Below are 18,501 nucleotides of genomic sequence, written 5' to 3' on the forward strand. Positions count from 1 at the left end.
GGGCCGCGGCTGGTGCGCCGCGCGTTATCTGAAATTTATGCGCGGCGTGGCCTGCGCATGGGTGCTCGCGTCGTCGCTCGGCGCACCACTTGCCGCGCACGCGCAGTCGCCGCGTTTTGCCTTCGCCGTCGTTTCGAGCGTGCTCAGCTCGCCAGGCGAGGAAGCCGCGACGCAACGCCTCATCGACGCCATCGGCCGCGATCCGCAAATCGCTTTCACCGTGTACGACGGCAATCTCAAGGGTGCGCACGAAACCTGCGCGGACCACCTTTACGAACGTCGGCACGACCTTCTCGACGCATCGCGCCCGCCGCTCGTGTTCGTGCCTGGCGAGCGCGACTGGGTGACCTGCGGCGCGAATGGATCAGGCGCCTACGACGCGGTCGAGCGACTCGATTTCCTGCGCCAGAATTTTTTTGCGGACTCGAACTCGCTCGGCCAGAACCCCTTGACCCTCACGCGCGAGAGCGAGGTTTCACGCTTTCGGCCGTACCGCGAAAATGTGCGCTGGCAACTCGGCGACACCGTGTTCATCGGCCTGAACGTGCCGGACGGCAACAACCACTTTCTCAACGCCGGCGGGCGCAACGGCGAGTTCGAAGACCGCGTGATCGCCAACGGCTTCTGGCTGGAGCACGCGGCCGAATACGCGAAGCGCCGCAACGCGCGAGCGATCGTCGTCTTCATGCAGGGCAATGCGCTCCCGGAGCACTACGAGCGCCCCGAGCGCTTCGCCTGGCTGCGCTTTCGCCGCGCGCCGCGCGACGGCTATGTGGAGTTGCGCCGCAGCCTCGTGAAGCTCGCGCAGACGTTCCGCGGCCCGGTCATCATCGTGAACGCGGACGACACGAAGCTTGCGCACGGCTTCACGATCGATCAGCCGTTGCGCAATGAAAAAGGGATAAGGATAGATAACGTCACGCGCATTGCGTTTTCGCTGCGCGATCCGCTTACGCAATGGCTTCAGGTGGACGCCGACATGACGCGCGGTACGCCGCTGCGCGTGAGCGTGCGGGACGTCCCGAAACATTTGCCGCTGCTGCCTCCGCTGCTCACGCCAGGAGCCGGGCAAGCGCCCGTCATGCCGGAAATGCCTGAGATCTCGTCGATGCCTGACGTGACCGAGATTCCCGGCATGCCGCAGTCGCCGGATGTGGCGCCCGGTGCGTCGGGTACCGCGTTGCCCGCCAGCAGCGTGCCGCAGGGCAACGCAGGCGACGGCATGCTGGTGCCCGCCTGGCCCGCACAGGGCGGTCAGACCGGATCGAATGGGGCCAATGGTGAGAGCGGCGTGAACGGCCAGAACGGCCTGAATGGCGAGCACCACGGCGTGCGCCAGGTGTTGCCGCCCGGCGCACCAGCGTCAGGCGGCGTCGCTCATTGATCCACAGGGATCAGTGCAGCGTCGGCTTCGAAGCGCCTTCGTCGCCGTCGTCTTCTTCGTCTTCATCGACGATTTCGAGGCCGTCCGCGCCATGCGCGTGCTCATGCTCGATCTCGTCTTCGGTGGCCACGCGCACTTCCTTGACCGTCAGCGCGAAACGCAGCGCCATGCCCGCGAGCGGGTGATTGCCGTCCAGCACGACCTTGTCTTCCGCGACGTCGGTGACGGTGTAGATGAGCGTGTCGAGATCTTCGTCGCCTTCTTCAGGCGTGCCTTCGAACTGCATGCCGACTTCGAGCGGCTCGGGAAAGCGGTTGCGCGGCTCGATCTTCACGAGATCGGGATCGTATTCCCCGAAAGCGTCCTGCGGTTCGAGCTGGATCTGGGTCTCGAAGCCCGGCTCCTGCCCGTCCAGCACTTCCTCGATCTTGGGGAACGTGCCATCATAGCCGCCGTGCAGATAGACCATCGGCTCGTCGCTTTCCTCAATCAGATTGCCCTGCGCATCCGATAGCTTGTAAGCGACCGACACGACGGTGTCCTTTGCAATTTTCATTCGTTCCTCCAGATTACAGACCACATTATACGATGCCGAAGCGGTCCCCAGACCACCCGGTGGACGCGCGCAAGCGGCGCGCCTCCCTCCCCCTGGCATGTCCCGCGCCCGATGTTCCCACGCCGCTTCTGGGCGGCCTGACTCCGGCGCAGTTCATGCACAAATACTGGCAGAAAAAGCCGCTTTTGATCCGCCAGGCGATTCCCCAGATCGAGGCGCCGCTCTCGCGCGACGAGCTTTTCGCGCTGGCCGACAGCGACGACGTCGAGTCGCGCCTCATCACGCATTTCCGCCGCCGCTGGGCGCTCGAGCACGGTCCGTTCTCGCCCGACGAACTACCCACGCCGAAAACGCGCCAGTGGACGCTGCTCGTGCAAGGCGCCGATCTGCACGACGATCGCGCCCGCGCCCTGCTGGAGCGTTTTCGCTTCGCCCCGGACGCGCGTCTCGACGATCTCATGATTTCGTATGCGACGGACGGCGGCGGCGTCGGCCCGCATTTCGATTCATACGATGTCTTTTTGTTACAGGTTCACGGCAAGCGGCGCTGGCGCATCGGCGCCCAGCGCGACCTGTCGTTGCAGGACGGCCTGCCGCTCAAGATTCTTGCGAATTTCGAGCCGGAGGAAGAGTGGGTGCTGGAGCCCGGCGACATGCTCTACCTGCCGCCGCACATCGCCCACGACGGCGTGGCCGAAGGCGAGTGCATGACCTGCTCGATCGGCTTTCGTTCGCCTTCCACGACCGAGCTGACGAGCCAGTTCCTGTACTGGCTCGCCGAGCGCCGCGCGGACGACGGCGCAGGCAAATCCTCGCTCTATCGCGACCCCGACCAGCCGGCCGTGTCGCGTCCGGCGCAACTGCCCCCGGCACTCGTAGAGCGCGTTGCCGGCGTGCTTGCTAAAGTGCGTTGGAGTGACGCAGACGTCTCCTCGTTCGTGGGCTCGTGGCTGTCCGAACCGAAAGCCAATGTCGTGTTCGACACCCCTGAAAAACCGCTCGACGAAGCCCGTTTCGTTGCGCGAGCCGCAAAAAGCGGGATAACACTCGACCGCAGGACAATCCTGCTTTACGATGCGCGCTCGTATTACCTGAACGGGGAACAATACTTGCTCAGAGAAGCGAGAAAGTGGCTACCGGAATTGGCCGATAATCGCTTGCTGGATGGGAAACGCTTTGTAACACTCTCACACGATTCGTGTGTGACAGCGTTGCTACACGAGTGGTATCGTGCGGGCTGGTTACGGCTCGGGGTGCTTGCCTAAGCGCTTCGGACTGTTATACCGTACTAATATAGTGCTTGTATGAGAAAGACAACGTATTGTCCCCGGATTTGTCGACGGTCGATACGAAAGTGCCTATAATTTCCGCCCAGGCCGTAGGGAAGATTCACGCTCTTGCAGTGCGTCTCCACCAGCGGCTCAGGTCGGTGTTGGGGCACATTACCGGTTTTATTTTGCGCTGTTGCTTACCTTTAACCATAAAAGGACGTGATCATGAAGAAATCCCTCCTCGTAGCATCCCTGCTGGCAGCCGTTGCACTCGCTGCGTGCAACAAGAGCAGCGACCAAGCTGCTGCGCCGGCTAGCGATGCTGCTGCCGCTTCGGCACCGGCTGCTGCCGCTTCGGACGCGGCAGCTGCTGCTTCGGGCGCTGCTGCTGCTGCGAGCGACGCTGCTGCTTCGGCTACCGCCGCTGCTTCGGACGCAGGCGCTGCTGCTTCGGACGCAGGCGCTTCGGCTCCGGCTGCTGCTTCGGGCGCAAGCCAGTAAGTTGCGTTCGCGCGAGGCTCGCGCGGGACTTCGGTCCCCGCGGGCATCGATGCGGATCGTCGTACAGTCTGGCGCCAGCGCCATGCGTGCGGCGGGCAAGCAAAAAAGCCACGAACTTTCGTTCGTGGCTTTTTTGTTTTGGAGCGCGCATGCCGATGGCATACGCGCCGCGTTCACGCGCTAGTTGGCCGCGCCCGGCTCCAGTGCCTGCTCGCCTTCCCCTTCGAAGAAGGCCTTCACCACCTCGATCTCGCGCGTGCGCTTGAACGGCGGCAGGCTTTGCCAGATGCGCCGCCCGTACGGTTTGTCGACGAGGCGCGTGTCGCAGATCATTAGCACGCCGCGGTCGGTTTCGGCGCGAATCAGCCGCCCTGCGCCCTGCTTGAGCGTGATCACCGCTTGCGGTAGCTGGTGCACCGCGAACGGGCTCAGACCTTTCTTTGCGAGCGCATCGAGTCGCGCCGCCAGCACGGGGTCATCAGGCGGCGCAAACGGCAGCTTGTCGATCACCACGAGCGAGAGCGCGTCACCGCGCACGTCCACCCCTTCCCAGAAACTCTGGCTCCCCACGAGAATCGCGTTGCCATAGGCGCGAAAGCGCTCCAGCAGCTCCGTGCGGCTCGCGTCGCCCTGCACGAGCAGCGGCGTGTTCCAGCCGCGTGCTTCGATCGTGTCGCGCAGCTTCGCAGCGATGCGGTCGACGGCGCGCAACGTCGTGCACAGCATGAAGACGCCGCCACCCGACGCCTCGATGGCCGGCAGCGCGGCCTCGAACACCGCGTCGGTGAACTGCGGCGACGACGGCTGCGGCATATTGCGCGGCACGTAGAGCAGCCCTTGCGTGGGATAGTCGAACGGGCTTGGCAGCGTCATCGAGCGGCGCGAACTGAGGCCCATCTGCGCCGCGTAATGCGTAAAATCGCCGCGCACCGAAAGCGTCGCCGAGGTGAAAATCCACGTGCGCGGCACGCCGGCGCGCTGCTTCGCGAAGATCGGCGCCACCGAAAGCGGTGTTTCGTGCAGTTGAACCGTGTGCGAGAACACTTCGACCCAGCGCACTTTCTCGTCGGCGTCTTCGGCCGCCTGAGCGGCGTCTGCCCCCTCTGCGCGCTCGCTCGCATCGGGCTTGCGCGTTTCGCGCGACGGCGCGGCGTCATCGGCCACGGCCACGGTCCAGCCCGCGAGGATGCCTTGCAGCTCGCGCGCACGCCGCAGGCAAGCGCCCAGCGACTCCGCACGCTCCGCTTGACCCGCGAGCGCCGTGGCGAGCGCGCCCAGCTCGGTTTGCAGTGCGTCGAGCGCGTCGAAAAGCGGATGATCGGCGGGCAACTGCGTGATCGAGAGCCGCAGCGAGTCTTCCTTGAATGCAAGCCGCACGTCGCGCGCGGCACGCTCCAGCGCCGCGCCGAGTTTCACCCACTCCACGGCGTCGCGCGCATGGCTCAGACCTTCGGCCACACAGTCGCGCGCCAGTTCGAGGAACTGCGCTGTCGAGAGCGTTTCGCCGAAGAAGAGCGTCGCCGTTTCGGGCAACTGGTGCGCTTCGTCGAAGATGATGGTGTTCGCGCTCGGCAGCAGCTCGGCCATGCCCGTGTCGCGCAGCATGATGTCGGCGAAGAACAGATGGTGGTTCACCACCACGATATCGGCTTGCTGCGCTTCGCGGCGCGCCTGCATTACGAAGCAGTCCTTGTAATGTGGGCATTCCTGGCCGAGGCAGTTGTCGCGCGTCGACGTGACCATCGACCACACCGCCGCCGTCTCGGGCACGCTTGCGAGCTCCGCCTTGTCGCCCGATCGCGTGATCTTCGCGAAACGCACGATCTCCTGCAAATACGCCGTTTCCTGGCGCGAAGGCAGGCGGCCGTTGTCCGCCGTGCGTTGCAGGTAGTAGTGGCACAGGTAGTTCGAGCGGCCCTTGAGCATCGCAACGCTCACGGGCACCGCGAGCGCGTCGCGCACCGTGGGAATGTCGCGCGCGAAAAGCTGGTCCTGCAAATGCTTCGTGCCCGTGGAGACGACGACCTTGCCGCCCCACAGCATGGCCGGCACGAGATACGCATAGGTCTTGCCGGTGCCCGTGCCCGCCTCGACGATCAGCGTGTTGTCGCCTGCCTCGGCGGCGCCGCGCGCCGCTTCCTCGGCGCCCGTCTGGGCCGCAACCGGCGCGCCGCGCTCGAGCCGTCGCGCGGGGCGCGACTGTGCTTCGAACATCGCGGGTTCGGGCAAGGCCTGCGCGGCGGCTTCCATGGCCGCCGCTACCGCGCGCGCCATTTCGATCTGCGCGGCACGCGGGCGATAGCCGTCGATCTCGCGCGCGAGCAGGCCGTCGGCGGCGAACAATTCTTCGAGTTCGGACGCGCGGCGCGGGCTCAAGGCGCTCGCCGCGGGGGAAGATTCGGCGGCGCGCGCGCCGGCCTCCGGCGCGCCGCTTTCGCGCGCGGGCCGGGAACGGGAAACGGTCGGTGAATTCAAGGCAAGCGGTTCCTGCTCGGTCCGGAAGGGCGCGGCCTGCCAACTGCCGCGCCCCGGCGCCTGCCGGGACCCGGAATCAGGCGTGCCCGTCCGAAGTCTTCGTTGAATCGGGGTCCAGCTGCAATTGCAGCAGGATGATGTTGTCCTTGACCTTGAGCTTGCGCTTTTTCAGCTTTTGCAATTCGAGATCGTCGTAGTCCGGTGTATCGCACATTCGGTCGATCAGACGGTCCAGATCGCCGTGCTCGGATTCCAGTTGCAGAATGCGGTCACGAAGGACCTCGACCTTGACTTCACGATGCTCGCGCATGCTCGCCTCCTCGACATAAGCGGCGCGCGCTTGCGAAGGACGACGCGCCTGAGGTTGCAGTCCGGCTGAAAAAGCGTGCTACTCGTGCTACTGGTCCTGCTGCTGCTGCTGTTGCTGCTTGAGTTGTTGCTGCTGCTGTTCTTCCTGTTGCTGCTTTTGCTGCGCCTTCTCGGCCGCCTGTTTCTGACGCGCTTCCACATCGGCCTGATGCTTCGCCGCGTCTTGCTGCTTCTGCTCGAAGCGCTGGGCCTTGTCGGCGCGTTCCTGCGCCTTCTGCTCGCCCTGGCGCCGCGCATCATCCAGTTGCTTCTGGTAATTCGACTGCTTCTGGTCGTACGCCGCCTGGTTCGCATCGCGCTGCGGCTGCTCGCCCTGGCGCTGCGCCTGGGCCAGCGCGTGCTGGCGCTGCTTTTCCTGGTACGCCTGCTCGTTCGCGGCGCGCTGCGGGGCTTCCGCGTCGCGCTGCGCCTGATTGATCGCGTGCTGCTGCTGCTTCTGCTCGTACGCCTGCGCGCTTGCCGCTTCGTTGGCGGCGCGCTGCGGCGCGTTGGCCTCGTCCTGTGCGCGCTGCAACGCGGCTTGCTGGTCGCGCTGCTGCGCATGGGTGGCGCGCTTGTCGTCGTCGAGCGACAGTTGCTCGCGCCGAATGTCCGCCTGGACCACGCGCATCTGGTCGCGCGCCTTGCCGAGACAGTGATTCACGAAGAACGTGCTATAGCAGTCGTGCTGCGCGACTGCATAGCGGTAGTTATTCTCGGCGGTGCGGCGGTCCAGCACCTTTTGCCGTGCGTCGAAATCGCTCTGCGCCCCCGCTGCGCCGGATGTTCCGGCCACACCTGCATCGGACGCCGCAAGCGGCGTAGCAGTATTGGCCGGATTGCCGGACTGCGCAGCCGGCGACGCGGCGCGCGCGCCCTGCGCCTGCTCCGTCCCGGACGCCGGCAACGCTTGCGCGAGGGCCGGAACGCTTGCCCCCACGCTCAATGCGACGGCACAAATCGCCCCGAGGGCGGAGAACCGCCAGGTGGCGCCAACGGGCGCGCGATACCGGGCAAGGGGCAAATCGGGGGAGAAGCGGGAGGTCGTCAACGTCTTCTGTGGGCAACGGAACATGGCTGAAATTCTAACACCCCCCGGGTTGAGCGCTCGGCCATTTATGGCAAAATGCCCCGCTCCACCGGCCGGCGGGCGCACCCGGCAAAGCGCCCCGTAGCGCGACGCCGAAGCGCAGCAAACAGGCTGCTGGCGCGCCAGCCCGCCCCGGCCACCGGAATGCAAACCCGGACCGCAAACCGATCCTCGCAGGAATAGCCAGAACCTATGACGGAAACCGTAGCACTCAAGATCGTCCAGCGTATCGCCACCGAACTGAATGTGCAGCCACGCCAGGTCGCAGCCGCCGTGCAGCTTCTCGACGAAGGCGCGACCGTTCCGTTCATCGCCCGTTACCGCAAGGAAGTCACGGACAACCTCGACGATACGCAACTGCGCACGCTCGAAGAGCGCCTGCTCTATCTGCGCGAGCTCGAAGACCGCCGCGCCACGATCCTTGCGAGCATCGATGAGCAAGGCAAGCTCACCGCCGAGCTGCGCAGTGCCATCGAAGCCGCCGACAGCAAGCAGGTTCTCGAAGACCTCTATCTGCCCTACAAGCCCAAGCGCCGCACGCGCGCGCAGATCGCCCGCGAAGCCGGCCTCCAGCCGCTCGCCGACGCGTTGCTCGCGAACCCGCTGCTCGACCCGCAAACGGAAGCCGCCCAGTATGTGGACGCCGAAAAGGGCGTGGCCGACGTGAAGGCCGCGCTCGACGGCGCGCGCGACATCCTCTCCGAGCAGTTCGGTGAAACGGCCGAACTGCTGGGCAAGCTGCGCGACTGGCTGCACAACCAGGGCGTGGTGATGTCGAGCGTGGTCGAAGGCAAGGAAAACGAGGAAGGCGAGAAGTTCCGCGACTACTACGACTATTCCGAGACCATCAAGACGGTGCCGTCGCACCGCGCGCTCGCCCTTTTCCGCGGCCGTAACGCCGGTGTGCTGATGGTCAAGCTCGGCCTTGGCGGCGAACAGGATACGCAGGTCCCGCATCCGGGCGAAGGGATGATCGCGCGCCACTTCGGCATCGCGAACCAGAACCGCCCGGCCGACAAGTGGCTCTCCGACGTGTGCCGCTGGTGCTGGCGCGTGAAGGTACAGCCGCACATCGAAAACGAGCTGCTCACGAACCTGCGCGAACAGGCCGAAAACGAAGCCATTCGCGTGTTCGCGCGCAATCTCAAGGATCTGCTGCTCGCCGCGCCCGCGGGTCCGAAGGCCGTGATCGGGCTCGACCCCGGCCTGCGTACCGGCGTGAAGGTGGCCGTGGTCGATCGCACGGGCAAGCTGCTCGCAACCGACACGATCTACCCGCATGAGCCGCGCCGCGACTGGGACGGCTCGCTCGCGAAGCTCGCGCGCATCGCCGCGCAAACGCAGGCGGAACTCATCAGCATCGGCAACGGCACGGCCTCGCGCGAAACCGACAAGCTCGCGAGCGAGCTGATCTCGAAGCATCCGGAGCTGAAGCTGCAAAAGATCGTGGTATCCGAAGCCGGGGCGTCGGTTTATTCGGCATCCGAACTGGCGGCCAAGGAATTCCCCGAACTCGACGTTTCGCTGCGCGGCGCCGTCTCCATCGCGCGCCGCCTGCAAGACCCGCTTGCGGAACTCGTGAAGATCGAGCCGAAGGCGATCGGCGTGGGCCAGTACCAGCACGACGTGAACCAGCGCGAACTCGCACGCTCGCTCGACGCCGTGGTCGAGGACTGCGTGAACGCCGTGGGTGTCGACGCGAACACGGCCTCGGTCGCGCTGCTCGCCCGCGTGTCGGGTCTGAACTCGACGCTTGCGCGCAATATCGTCGATTACCGCGATGCAAACGGGCCGTTCCCCTCGCGCGAGCAACTGAAGAAGGTGCCGCGACTGGGCGACAAGACCTTCGAGCAGGCCGCGGGCTTCCTGCGCATCAACGGCGGCGACAATCCCCTCGACCGCTCCTCGGTGCACCCGGAAGCCTATCCGGTCGTCGAGCGCATGCTCGCGAAGATCAAGCGCACGATCGGCGATGTGCTCGGCAGCCGCGAAGCGCTTTCGGGCCTCTCGCCCACCGAATTCGTCGACGACCGCTTCGGTCTGCCGACGGTGCGCGACATCCTGAGCGAACTGGAAAAGCCGGGCCGCGATCCGCGCCCCGAGTTCAAGACGGCGACGTTCCGCGACGGCGTCGAGAAGGTGTCCGACCTCGTGCCGGGCATGCTGCTCGAAGGCGTCGTGACGAACGTGGCCGCGTTCGGCGCGTTCATCGACGTGGGCGTGCATCAGGACGGCCTCGTGCACGTCTCCGCCCTGTCGACGAAGTTCATCAAGGACCCGCACGAAGTCGTGAAGGCCGGCCAGGTCGTGAAGGTGAAGGTGCTCGACGTCGACGTGAAGCGTCAGCGCATCGCGCTCACGATGCGCCTGGACGACGACCCCATGAGCGCCGGCGGATCGCGCGGCGGCGGTGCCGGTCAATCGGGCAACCGCGACCGCGATAACCGCGGCGGCGGCAATCGTGACAATCGCGGCGGCCAGCGCTCACGCGACGCCGAACCGGCGGGCGCGATGGCGGCGGCATTCGCGAAGCTCAAGCAACGCTAACGCCCGCACGACACGGCGTGAGCGCCCACGGTTCACGTTGTGAGCGCAACAAAAAAGGCACCCTCGGGTGCCTTTTTTGTTGCCGGTCGAAACGAAGCGATCGATCAGATCTCGATCTTCGTCCCGAGCTCGACCACGCGGTTCGCAGGAATACTGAAGAAGTCCGTGGGCTTCGCCGCGTTCTGATGCATCCACGCAAACACGCGCTCGCGGAAAATCGACATGCCGGGCAACTGCGTCGGCACGACGGTCTCGCGGGCGAGGAAGAACGACGTATCCATCATCTCGAACGTCATGTTGTGGGTGCGCGAAATTTCTTCAAGCACGGCCTGCACATCGGGCGTTTCGTTGAAGCCGTAATCGGCCTTCACAAGATAGAGCCCGCCGCCCACGTCCTTCACCGTCACGCGATCGGCGTCCGCCACGTAGGGAATATCGCGGATCACGAAGGTCAGGAAAATCGTGCGCTCGTGCAGCACCTTGTTGTGCTTGAGGTTGTGCAGCAAGCTCACCGGCACCAGTTCCTCGCTGCCCGTGAGGTAGATGGCCGTGCCCGACACGCGGTGCGGCGGGTGCGCGAGCAGCCCCTGCAGGAAGGGCATGAGCGGAATGCCGTCAGCGGCCGTACGCTCCTTCACGATCATGCGGCCCTTGAACCAGGTCATCAGCAGGAAGAACAGCAGCGCGCCAATGCCGAGCGGCAGCCAGCCGCCCTCTTCGACCTTCAGCAGATTCGCGCCGAAGAAGCCCAGATCGACGGCCAGCAGCACCGTGATGATGCCGGTGACGAGCGCCTTGTTCCACTTCCACACTTTCGTCATCACGACGGCGACGAGCACCGTGGTGATCACCATCGTCGCGGTCACGGCGATACCGTAGGCGGCGGCCAGATTGTCCGAACTCTTGAAGGCCACCACGATGCACAGGATGATGAAGAGCAGCATCCAGTTCACGACCGGCACGTAGATCTGGCCGATGGCGAGATCCGACGTGTGCAGGACCTTCATGCGCGGCACGTAGCCGAGGAGGATGGCCTGGCTCGTGAGCGAGTACGCGCCCGAAATCACGGCCTGCGAGGCAATCACGGTGGCGACCGTGGAGAGCACGACGAGCGGCAGCAAAGCCCAGTCGGGCGCGAGCAGGAAGAACGGGTTTTCGATCGCGCGATGGTCCTGCATCAGCAGCGCGCCCTGCCCGAAGTAGTTGAGCACGAGCGAGGGCATCACGAGCGTGTACCACGCGCAGCGAATGGGCTTCGCGCCAAAGTGGCCCATGTCGGCGTAGAGCGCTTCCGCGCCGGTCAGCACCAGCACGACCGAGCCGAGCACCACATAGGCTTGCAGCATGTGCGCGCCCATGAAGGAGATCGCGTAATACGGGCTGAGCGCGGCGATGACGCCCGGCGCCTGCACGATGCGCGAGACGCCCAGCACGGCGATGGTGATGAACCACAGCACCATGATCGGCCCGAACAGGCGGCCGACGAGCGCGGTGCCGTGCCGCTGGATCCAGAACAGCAGGACCAGGATCACCATGGTGAGCGGCAGCACGAGGTGCGAGAGCTTGGGCGCCGCGATCTCCAGACCCTCCACCGCCGACATGACGGAGATGGCCGGCGTGATGACGGCGTCGCCATAGAACATGCACGCGCCGAAGATGCCTAGCGCCGTGAGCAGCGCAGCCGATTTGCTCTTGCGGTTGAACGAGCGCATGGCGAGCGCCATGAGCGCGAGCACGCCGCCTTCGCCGTTGTTGTCGGCGCGCATCACGAAAAGGACGTACTTGATGCTCACGACGATCACGATCGCCCAGAACAGGAGCGAAATGACGCCGAGAATGGAGGTCTCGTTGAGCGGAATGCCGTGAGACGGGCTGAATGCCTCTTTCAGCGAGTACAGCGGACTCGTGCCGATGTCGCCGAACACCACGCCGATGGCCGCTACGGCAAGGGAAGGTAGCGGCTGTTTGGCCACGTGTGTGCTAGTTGTCATATACGCGGTAGTCCGTTTCGAGGCGGAAAAAACGAGCGCTATTCTAAACCGGGCTGCGGCGGAATCCGAGCCATCGTCGCGGCACTGCGACATACCTTGTCCCCGCGCAGTGTAGCACCGGCCCCAAACGCCGTCTGCCCGCCTGCCCGTCTGCTCGCTCGCTGGCGTTTCGCATGCGCGGCATGGGACGCGTCGCGGCGCTACGAGACAAAAAAAACGGAGCCATGAAGGCTCCGTTTCTGGTAGGCAGCGCCGCGCGGCCCTAAGGCCCCGTGGCACGCAGCCAGCCCTTACTTCTGCGCGTCCTGCGCCTGCTGCAAACCGCGCTTGATCCACGCACCGAGATTGTGCGGGCGAACCGTATCCCACTCCTCGAACGGCTGGTGGATCCACGGATTGGTCGGCAGATGCTGGACGAAATAGTCCGGCGTCACCTTCGAGCAGCCCTTGTACCAGAGCACGGCCGAGCGCACGCCGGTCACAGCCGGGTAACGCTCCTTGAGGTGCTCCTGCACGCGTGCGAGCGTGACGCCCGAATCGACGAGATCGTCGACGAGCAGCACGTTGCCCTCCAGATGACCGCGCGTCATCGTGATGTACTGTGCGATGTCGAGATCGCCCTGCTCCGTGCCCGCGGCTTCGCGGTACGAGCTCGTCGCGAGAATCGCGAGCGGCAGGTCATAGATGCGCGAGAGCTGGTCGCCCACGCGCAAACCGCCGCGCGCGAGACACAGGATCTGATCGAATTTCCAGCGCGACTCGTGCACCTTCAGCGCGAGCAGTTCGATCAGCCGGTGATATTCATCCCAGCCGACCCACAGGTTTTTCTCGTCATTGCGCGGGTCCATCATTTGAATCATTTTTGCTTCTGCCTTCTTACGACTTAGACCTTGAACGGATGGCGCAGCAGGATCGTTTCGTCACGATCCGGGCCGGTCGAAACCATGTCGATCGGCACACCGGCGACTTCCTGCACGCGCGTGAGGTAAGCCTGCGCGCTCTTCGGCAGCGCGTCGAACTGCGTGATGCCGATGGTGCTTTCCTTCCAGCCCGCGAACGTTTCGTAGACCGGCTCACACGCGGCCACTTGCGAGGCGCCGCGCGGCAGGATGTCGAGATCCTTGCCGTCGACCTTGTAGCCCACGCACAGCTTCACTTCGTCGAGACCGTCGAGCACGTCGAGCTTCGTGATGCACAGACCCGTCACGCCGTTGATCTGGATCGAGCGGCGCAGCGCGGCGGCGTCGAGCCAGCCGGTGCGGCGCGGACGGCCCGTGACCGAACCGAATTCCTTGCCGACCTTCGCGAGCGTGAGGCCGACTTCTTCCTGGCGATCGGCGTTGTCGGCGTCGTACAGTTCGCTCGGGAACGGGCCCGAACCGACGCGCGTGCAGTACGCCTTGGTGATGCCCAGAACGTAGTTGAGCTTTTGCGGACCGACGCCCGCACCAGCGGAAGCCGCACCCGCGACGCAGTTGCTCGACGTCACGAACGGATAGGTGCCGTGGTCGATGTCGAGCAGCGTGCCTTGCGCGCCTTCGAACAGCAGGTTGCCGCCTTCGTTGTTCACGTCATAAAGACGACGCGAAACGTCCGTCACCATCGGCTTCAGACGATCGGCGTACGAGAGCATCGTGTCGAGCGTTTGCTGATAGTCCACGGCCGGCGCACCCAGATACTGGGTGAGCACGAAGTTGTGGTAATCGAGGTTCTCGCGCAGGCGAGCGGCGAAGTTTTCCGGCTCGAACAGGTCCTGCACGCGCAAGCCGCGACGCGCCACCTTGTCTTCGTAGGCCGGGCCGATGCCACGACCCGTCGTACCGATCTTCGCGGCGCCGCGCTTGGCTTCGCGTGCCTGGTCGATGGCGATGTGGTACGGCAGGATGAGCGTGGTCGCTTCGGAGATGTAGAGGCGCTTCTGGACGTCGATGCCCGCTTCTTCGAGCTCGCCGATTTCCTTGAAGAGCGCTTCGGGCGAAAGCACCACGCCGTTGCCGATGTAGCAGGCGACGCCGGCGCGCATGATGCCCGAAGGGATCAGCCGGAGAATGGTCTTCTTGCCGCCGATGATGAGCGTATGGCCGGCGTTGTGACCGCCCTGGAAACGCACCACGCCTTGCGCGTGGTCCGTCAGCCAGTCGACGATCTTGCCCTTGCCCTCATCGCCCCATTGGGTGCCCACGACGACGACGTTGCGCCCCGGGGTTACATTCACTGCGCTGGCAGACATGGTGTTTCGTTAGCTGGTTAAAAACGTATTCTACCTGGGTTCGGCGGCAAGGCCGCCTTTTTTTCCCGCAATTCGCGGAAATTCCTTTTGCGCTCAACGGCATGCGCGAATTGGAGCGCCCTGCGGGACGCTTGCCCAGGCCCTTGTCGGGCGGCGCAAATGGCCGCCCGGGCGTGCTTCTCAGACGTGCTTTTCGACGACCCAGACACCGTCGCGCTCGACGAGCACGCGGTCACAGGCGAACTCGTCCATGTCGTGCTCGTGGCCCGGCAGCGCCTGGATCACGACCTCGCCCGCGTCGCGCAACGCGGCGATGGCGGCGCGCAGCGTCTCGTCATGGCGCCACGGCGCGAGAACCGCGCTGCTGCGCGCCTCGACGGGCGAAATGCGCGCCACTTCGCGCAGGTCGAGCGAAAAGCCCGTGGCCGCGCGGGCGCGCCCGTAGACCTCGCCCACCTTGTCGTAACGGCCGCCGCGCGCCACGGCGTTGGGCACGCCATCCACATAGGCCGAGAACATCACGCCGCTGTGATACGCGTAGCCCGCCAGATCCGCGAGGTCGATCATCAGTTCGGCGCCTTCGATTTCGCCCACGAGGAACGCGAGGTCGTCGAGCGCACGGTCGATGCCCGGCAGCGCCGGCAGACGCTTGCGCGCTTCGTCGATCACGCTCGCGTCGCCGTAGAGCGCAGGCAGCGCACGCAGCGCGTCGCGCGACACGGCTTCGAGGTTCTGCGTGAGTTCCGCGAGGCGCGGCACGTCCTTGCCAGCCAGCGCTTCATACAAAGCGTCGCCGAGCGCCGCTGCGGCCGGATCGGCCTCGAAGATCGCCGCGAGCACGCCCGCGTGCGAGAGGTCGAGGCGCACCTTCGCGAGGCCCGCGAGGCGCAGCGCGTCGAGCATCAGCTGCTGGATTTCGAGATCGGCTTCGAGGCCCGCATGGCCGTAGATTTCAGCGCCGATCTGGATCTGCTCGCGCGTGGCGTGCAGGCCGCGCGGCAGCGTATGCAGCACGTTGCCCGCATAGCACAGGCGCGTCACGCACTGGCGGTTGAGCAGGTGCGCGTCGATGCGCGCGACTTGCGGCGTGATGTCGGCGCGCAGACCGAGCGTGCGGCCCGAGAGCTGATCCACGAGCTTGAAGGTGCGCAGATTCAGGTCGCGCCCGCTGCCCACGAGCAGCGACTCCAGGTATTCGAGCATCGGCGGCATGACCATCTCGTAGCCATACGCGCGGAAGCGGTCCAGCAGACGGCGGCGCAGCTCTTCGATCTTGCGCGCCTCGGACGGCAGCACGTCTGCAATATTCTCGGGAAGTAACCAGGTCGACATCGGTTGAGTCCTACCACAATGAGGGCCGCGTGCGGCGAGACGCCACACGCAGCCGATAATTCGGAATCCGGCAAATACACGGCGACGGCCCGTGGCCGTCAGGTCGCCAGCATCAGCAGCACGAGGCCGAGCCCCATCACGATGAGCCCACCAATCCGGATGTGATGCGGCGGCCGCTCCGCGATTTTACGAAATGTGTCACGCCACGCCGTCGGAAAGACGAACGGGAACATGCCCTCGATAATCAGCATCAGCGCGATCGCGAGCAAGAGGGAGCCAGCTATGTCCATGCGAAGGAAAAGCGCCGCGCGGTGCGCGGCGCCTGTGTCTCGTTTTGTCTAGTGTTTGCGCGGCGCGGCGGAAGGCTGTGACGTATCGCCACCGCCCGTGCCGCCGTTCGGGCCACGCATGAAGCGGAAGAACTCGCTCGACGAATCGACGACGATCACGTCGCCGGGCCGGAAGCTCTCACGGTATGCGAGCATGCTCTGGTAGAACCGGTAGAAGTCCGGGTCGCGCCCGAACGCCTCGGCGGCAATGGCCGCGGCCTTACCGTCGCCTTCACCCTTGATCGCCTGCGCCTGGGCGTAGGCATCGGCCACCACGCCCTGCTGCTTGCGTTCCGCGTCGTCCTTGATCTGCTGCGCCTCGGCCGCGCCCTTCTCGCGCGTTTCGGCCGCGGCCTGCTCGCGTGCGGCGCTCATGCGCTTGAAGACCGTTTCGGCCAGCTCCGGCGGGTAGTCGACGCGCGTGAGCTCGATCGAGATCACGTCGATGCCGAGCGCCGCCGCGGTCTGCCGCAACGCATCGCGCGCGCCGTTGGCGATGGCTTCCTGCTGCCCGAGCGCCTCCGTGAGCGTGACTTTCGAGAACGCGTCGCTGAGCGCGTCGCGCGAAAGCGCGGCAAGGCGGTCGGCGAGCGTCTGCGCGTCGCCCTTGGTGGCGGCGAACAGCTTGAGCGGGTCGGAAATGCGGTAGCGCACGACCGGGTTCACGAGCAGCTCGGTTTTGTCCGAGGTCGTGTAGCGGTCAGCGTCCGGGGCGTCGAAGGCCTGAACACGCGTGTCGATCCACGTGACGGTCTGGAACGGCGGCGGCAGCTTCACATGAAGCCCCGGACCCGCGAGCGTGGCGTTGGCCCCGCCCGATGAAGAAACAATGGCGACGTGACGCGGATCGACCATGAAAACGGCCGACGAGGCAACCAGCACGACAACCACGACGGCGACGACGAGCGCAATGATCTTGTTCATATCGGCGCTCCCCTTATTGCACGTCGTCTTCGCGACCGCGCGAGCGGAACGCGTCGCGCGACCGGAAGGCGTCGCTCGCGGCGGCCGCCGCGTCGCTGGCCGTGGGCGCGGGAGCCGCGCCTTGCTGCTGTGCGCCTGGTTGTGCGCCCGGTTGCGCACCTTGCTGCTGTGGCTCACTCGTGGCCGCCGGCGCGGAAGCGGCGCCCGCGTCCGAGGCCGCAGCCGGCGCTGCCGCGGCGGCGCCCGGAGCCGCGACAGCACCCGCTGCCGCCGCGGCGCGCAGGCGCGTCGCGTCGACGAGCTTGTCGAGCGGGAGATAAATCACGTTGTTGCCCGACTTGCTGTCGACGAACACCTTCGTCGCGTTCGAGTAGATGTGCTGCATGGTGTCCAGATACATGCGCTCGCGGATCACGGCAGGCGCCTTCGCGTATTGCTCGTAGACCTGCGTGAAGCGTTGTGCGTCGCCCTGCGCCTGCGAGACCACGCGCTCGCTATACGCCTTGGCGTCGTCGATGAGGCGCGTGGCGTCCGCCTGCGCGCGCGGCAGCAACTGGTCGGCGTAGGCCTGTGCGTCGCGCTTCGCGCGCTCGCGGTCCTGGCGCGCCTTGGCTTCGTCGTCGACCGCGGCCTGCACCTGGTCGGGCGCGGACACGCTCTGGATCGCCACGCCGGTCACGCCAAGACCCGTCTTGTACTCGTCGAGCGCATGCTGGATCGTGTCAGCCAGTTGCGCGCGAATCGGCTCGCGGTCCGCATAGAGCACGTCGGTCGTGCTGCGCGCGCCCACCACCGTGCGCACCGCGGCCTGCGCGGCCTGGGTAACGGTGAGGTCGGGGTCGACGCTGCGGAAAAGGTAATCGGTAGGCTGCTTCACCTGGTACTGGACCGTGAAACGCACGTTGAGAATGTCGCCGTCATGCGTGATGACCGCGGCGTCCTTCACGTTCGCGGGACGCACGAGGTTGCTGCGGCCGATCTCGACGGTGCGGATCTGGCCGACATTGACGATTTCGTGGGTCTGGAACGGATACGGCAAGCGCCAGTGCACGCCCTGGCCGACCGTGTGGCGATACTGGCCGAACTGCAACACGACACCCGCCTGGCCTTCCTGGACGACGAACACGCCGCTGCCCACGTAGATCGCGATGAGCACGCCGAGCACGATGCCCACGCCGATGCGCGCGCCATGACCGTTATCCGGGCGCGGCCCGAAGCCGCCCGGCCCCTTGCCCTTGCGGCCAAAGAAAGCGGACACGCGGCGGTTGAAGTCGCGCCACATTTCGTCGAGATCGGGCGGGCCGTCACCCTTGTCGCCCTTGTTGCCGTTATTGCCCGACGGGCGACGCGAGTCGTCGGGGCGCTGACCATTGCCCTCGCCTCGTCCCCAACGCGGGTCGTTCAGCGAGAAAATGGCGCGCGCGCGCTGCCAGCCAGTCCGCTTGTTGTAATCGTTCACCTGTGTTCGTTCACCAGAGTAGACAGCGGGTCAATTGCGTGCGGATTCGATCGGAACCACCGGG

15 protein-coding genes are annotated in these 18,501 nt (G+C 65.6%); 4 read left to right on the top strand and 11 right to left on the bottom strand.

Features of this window, described 5'->3' with window-relative positions:
- The first annotated feature begins 37 nt into the window (after positions 1–37).
- Positions 38–1,384 carry a hypothetical protein gene (locus tag C7401_RS18630; protein WP_220092831.1) on the top strand — a complete coding sequence of 449 codons (1,347 nt, stop codon included), beginning with the start codon at positions 38–40 and terminating at the stop codon, positions 1,382–1,384.
- 10 nt (positions 1,385–1,394) lie between these two features.
- On the opposite strand, the gene C7401_RS18635 is transcribed toward C7401_RS18630, so the two are convergent.
- Positions 1,395–1,940 (bottom strand): FKBP-type peptidyl-prolyl cis-trans isomerase, encoded by a 546-nt coding sequence (locus C7401_RS18635; protein WP_112172863.1) that lies wholly within the window; start codon positions 1,938–1,940, stop codon positions 1,395–1,397.
- A 32-nt stretch (positions 1,941–1,972) separates the two neighbouring features.
- On the opposite strand from C7401_RS18635, the gene C7401_RS18640 reads away from it, so the two are divergent.
- Together C7401_RS18640 and C7401_RS46110 are read left to right on the top strand one after the other, a co-directional pair.
- Positions 1,973–3,205 carry a cupin domain-containing protein gene (locus C7401_RS18640; RefSeq protein ID WP_112172864.1) on the top strand — a complete coding sequence of 411 codons (1,233 nt, stop codon included), beginning with the start codon at positions 1,973–1,975 and terminating at the stop codon, positions 3,203–3,205.
- A 231-nt stretch (positions 3,206–3,436) separates the two neighbouring features.
- Complete coding sequence (locus C7401_RS46110) at positions 3,437–3,712, top strand: hypothetical protein (protein WP_112172866.1); 276 nt, start codon at positions 3,437–3,439, stop codon at positions 3,710–3,712.
- A 180-nt stretch (positions 3,713–3,892) separates the two neighbouring features.
- On the opposite strand, the gene yoaA is transcribed toward C7401_RS46110, so the two are convergent.
- The 3 genes from yoaA to C7401_RS18665 all read right to left on the bottom strand — a co-directional run bounded on the left by yoaA (position 3,893) and on the right by C7401_RS18665 (position 7,610).
- Positions 3,893–6,187, bottom strand: coding sequence for a DNA repair helicase YoaA (gene yoaA / locus C7401_RS18655; protein WP_112172867.1), 2,295 nt, complete (start codon positions 6,185–6,187; stop codon positions 3,893–3,895).
- Between the two features lie 76 nt (positions 6,188–6,263).
- Complete coding sequence (locus C7401_RS18660; RefSeq protein ID WP_112172868.1) at positions 6,264–6,497, bottom strand: DUF465 domain-containing protein; 234 nt, start codon at positions 6,495–6,497, stop codon at positions 6,264–6,266.
- Positions 6,498–6,584: 87 nt separating this feature from the next.
- On the bottom strand, positions 6,585–7,610 hold the full coding sequence (locus C7401_RS18665) for a hypothetical protein (RefSeq protein ID WP_444980875.1): 1,026 nt from the start codon (positions 7,608–7,610) through the stop codon (positions 6,585–6,587).
- A 207-nt stretch (positions 7,611–7,817) separates the two neighbouring features.
- Between C7401_RS18665 and C7401_RS18670 the strand changes: the two genes are divergently transcribed.
- Positions 7,818–10,172, top strand: coding sequence for a Tex family protein (locus tag C7401_RS18670; protein ID WP_112172870.1), 2,355 nt, complete (start codon positions 7,818–7,820; stop codon positions 10,170–10,172).
- A 104-nt stretch (positions 10,173–10,276) separates the two neighbouring features.
- Here the strand turns inward: C7401_RS18670 and C7401_RS18675 are convergent, their stop codons facing one another.
- From C7401_RS18675 to hflK, 7 genes are all read right to left on the bottom strand, one after another.
- Positions 10,277–12,163, bottom strand: a complete 1,887-nt coding sequence (locus C7401_RS18675) for a potassium transporter Kup (RefSeq protein ID WP_112172871.1) — start codon at positions 12,161–12,163, stop codon at positions 10,277–10,279.
- Positions 12,164–12,453: 290 nt separating this feature from the next.
- Complete coding sequence (locus C7401_RS18680) at positions 12,454–13,023, bottom strand: phosphoribosyltransferase (RefSeq protein ID WP_112172872.1); 570 nt, start codon at positions 13,021–13,023, stop codon at positions 12,454–12,456.
- 23 nt (positions 13,024–13,046) lie between these two features.
- Complete coding sequence (locus C7401_RS18685) at positions 13,047–14,393, bottom strand: adenylosuccinate synthase (protein WP_112172873.1); 1,347 nt, start codon at positions 14,391–14,393, stop codon at positions 13,047–13,049.
- Between the two features lie 180 nt (positions 14,394–14,573).
- Positions 14,574–15,725: an ATP phosphoribosyltransferase regulatory subunit gene (locus C7401_RS18690; protein ID WP_112172874.1), complete on the bottom strand. Its 1,152-nt coding sequence runs from the start codon at positions 15,723–15,725 to the stop codon at positions 14,574–14,576.
- Between the two features lie 98 nt (positions 15,726–15,823).
- Entirely contained in the window at positions 15,824–16,015 is a 192-nt protein-coding gene (locus C7401_RS18695; protein WP_028210024.1) for a DUF2065 domain-containing protein, read from the bottom strand.
- Positions 16,016–16,063: 48 nt separating this feature from the next.
- Positions 16,064–16,978, bottom strand: coding sequence for a protease modulator HflC (hflC, locus tag C7401_RS18700; RefSeq protein ID WP_112172875.1), 915 nt, complete (start codon positions 16,976–16,978; stop codon positions 16,064–16,066).
- A 13-nt stretch (positions 16,979–16,991) separates the two neighbouring features.
- Entirely contained in the window at positions 16,992–18,437 is a 1,446-nt protein-coding gene (gene hflK / locus C7401_RS18705; RefSeq protein WP_112172876.1) for an FtsH protease activity modulator HflK, read from the bottom strand.
- Between the last annotated feature and the right edge of the window lie 64 nt (positions 18,438–18,501).

Source organism: Paraburkholderia unamae, from assembly GCF_003268775.1.
GTDB lineage: Bacteria > Pseudomonadota > Gammaproteobacteria > Burkholderiales > Burkholderiaceae > Paraburkholderia > Paraburkholderia unamae.

Excerpts from the sequence above, each read along its gene's own strand:
- C7401_RS46110 (WP_112172866.1), top strand. The coding sequence starts at position 3,437 with ATGAAGAAATCCCTCCTCGTAGCATCCCTGCTGGCAGCCGTTGCACTC.
- hflC (WP_112172875.1), bottom strand. The coding sequence starts at position 16,978 with ATGAACAAGATCATTGCGCTCGTCGTCGCCGTCGTGGTTGTCGTGCTG.
- C7401_RS18690 (WP_112172874.1), bottom strand. The coding sequence starts at position 15,725 with ATGTCGACCTGGTTACTTCCCGAGAATATTGCAGACGTGCTGCCGTCC.
- C7401_RS18635 (WP_112172863.1), bottom strand. The coding sequence starts at position 1,940 with ATGAAAATTGCAAAGGACACCGTCGTGTCGGTCGCTTACAAGCTATCG.
- C7401_RS18660 (WP_112172868.1), bottom strand. The coding sequence starts at position 6,497 with ATGCGCGAGCATCGTGAAGTCAAGGTCGAGGTCCTTCGTGACCGCATT.
- C7401_RS18695 (WP_028210024.1), bottom strand. The coding sequence starts at position 16,015 with ATGGACATAGCTGGCTCCCTCTTGCTCGCGATCGCGCTGATGCTGATT.
- C7401_RS18640 (WP_112172864.1), top strand. The coding sequence starts at position 1,973 with ATGCCGAAGCGGTCCCCAGACCACCCGGTGGACGCGCGCAAGCGGCGC.
- C7401_RS18675 (WP_112172871.1), bottom strand. The coding sequence starts at position 12,163 with ATGACAACTAGCACACACGTGGCCAAACAGCCGCTACCTTCCCTTGCC.
- C7401_RS18665 (WP_444980875.1), bottom strand. The coding sequence starts at position 7,610 with ATGTTCCGTTGCCCACAGAAGACGTTGACGACCTCCCGCTTCTCCCCC.
- C7401_RS18680 (WP_112172872.1), bottom strand. The coding sequence starts at position 13,023 with ATGATTCAAATGATGGACCCGCGCAATGACGAGAAAAACCTGTGGGTC.
- C7401_RS18685 (WP_112172873.1), bottom strand. The coding sequence starts at position 14,393 with ATGTCTGCCAGCGCAGTGAATGTAACCCCGGGGCGCAACGTCGTCGTC.
- C7401_RS18670 (WP_112172870.1), top strand. The coding sequence starts at position 7,818 with ATGACGGAAACCGTAGCACTCAAGATCGTCCAGCGTATCGCCACCGAA.
- C7401_RS18630 (WP_220092831.1), top strand. The coding sequence starts at position 38 with ATGCGCGGCGTGGCCTGCGCATGGGTGCTCGCGTCGTCGCTCGGCGCA.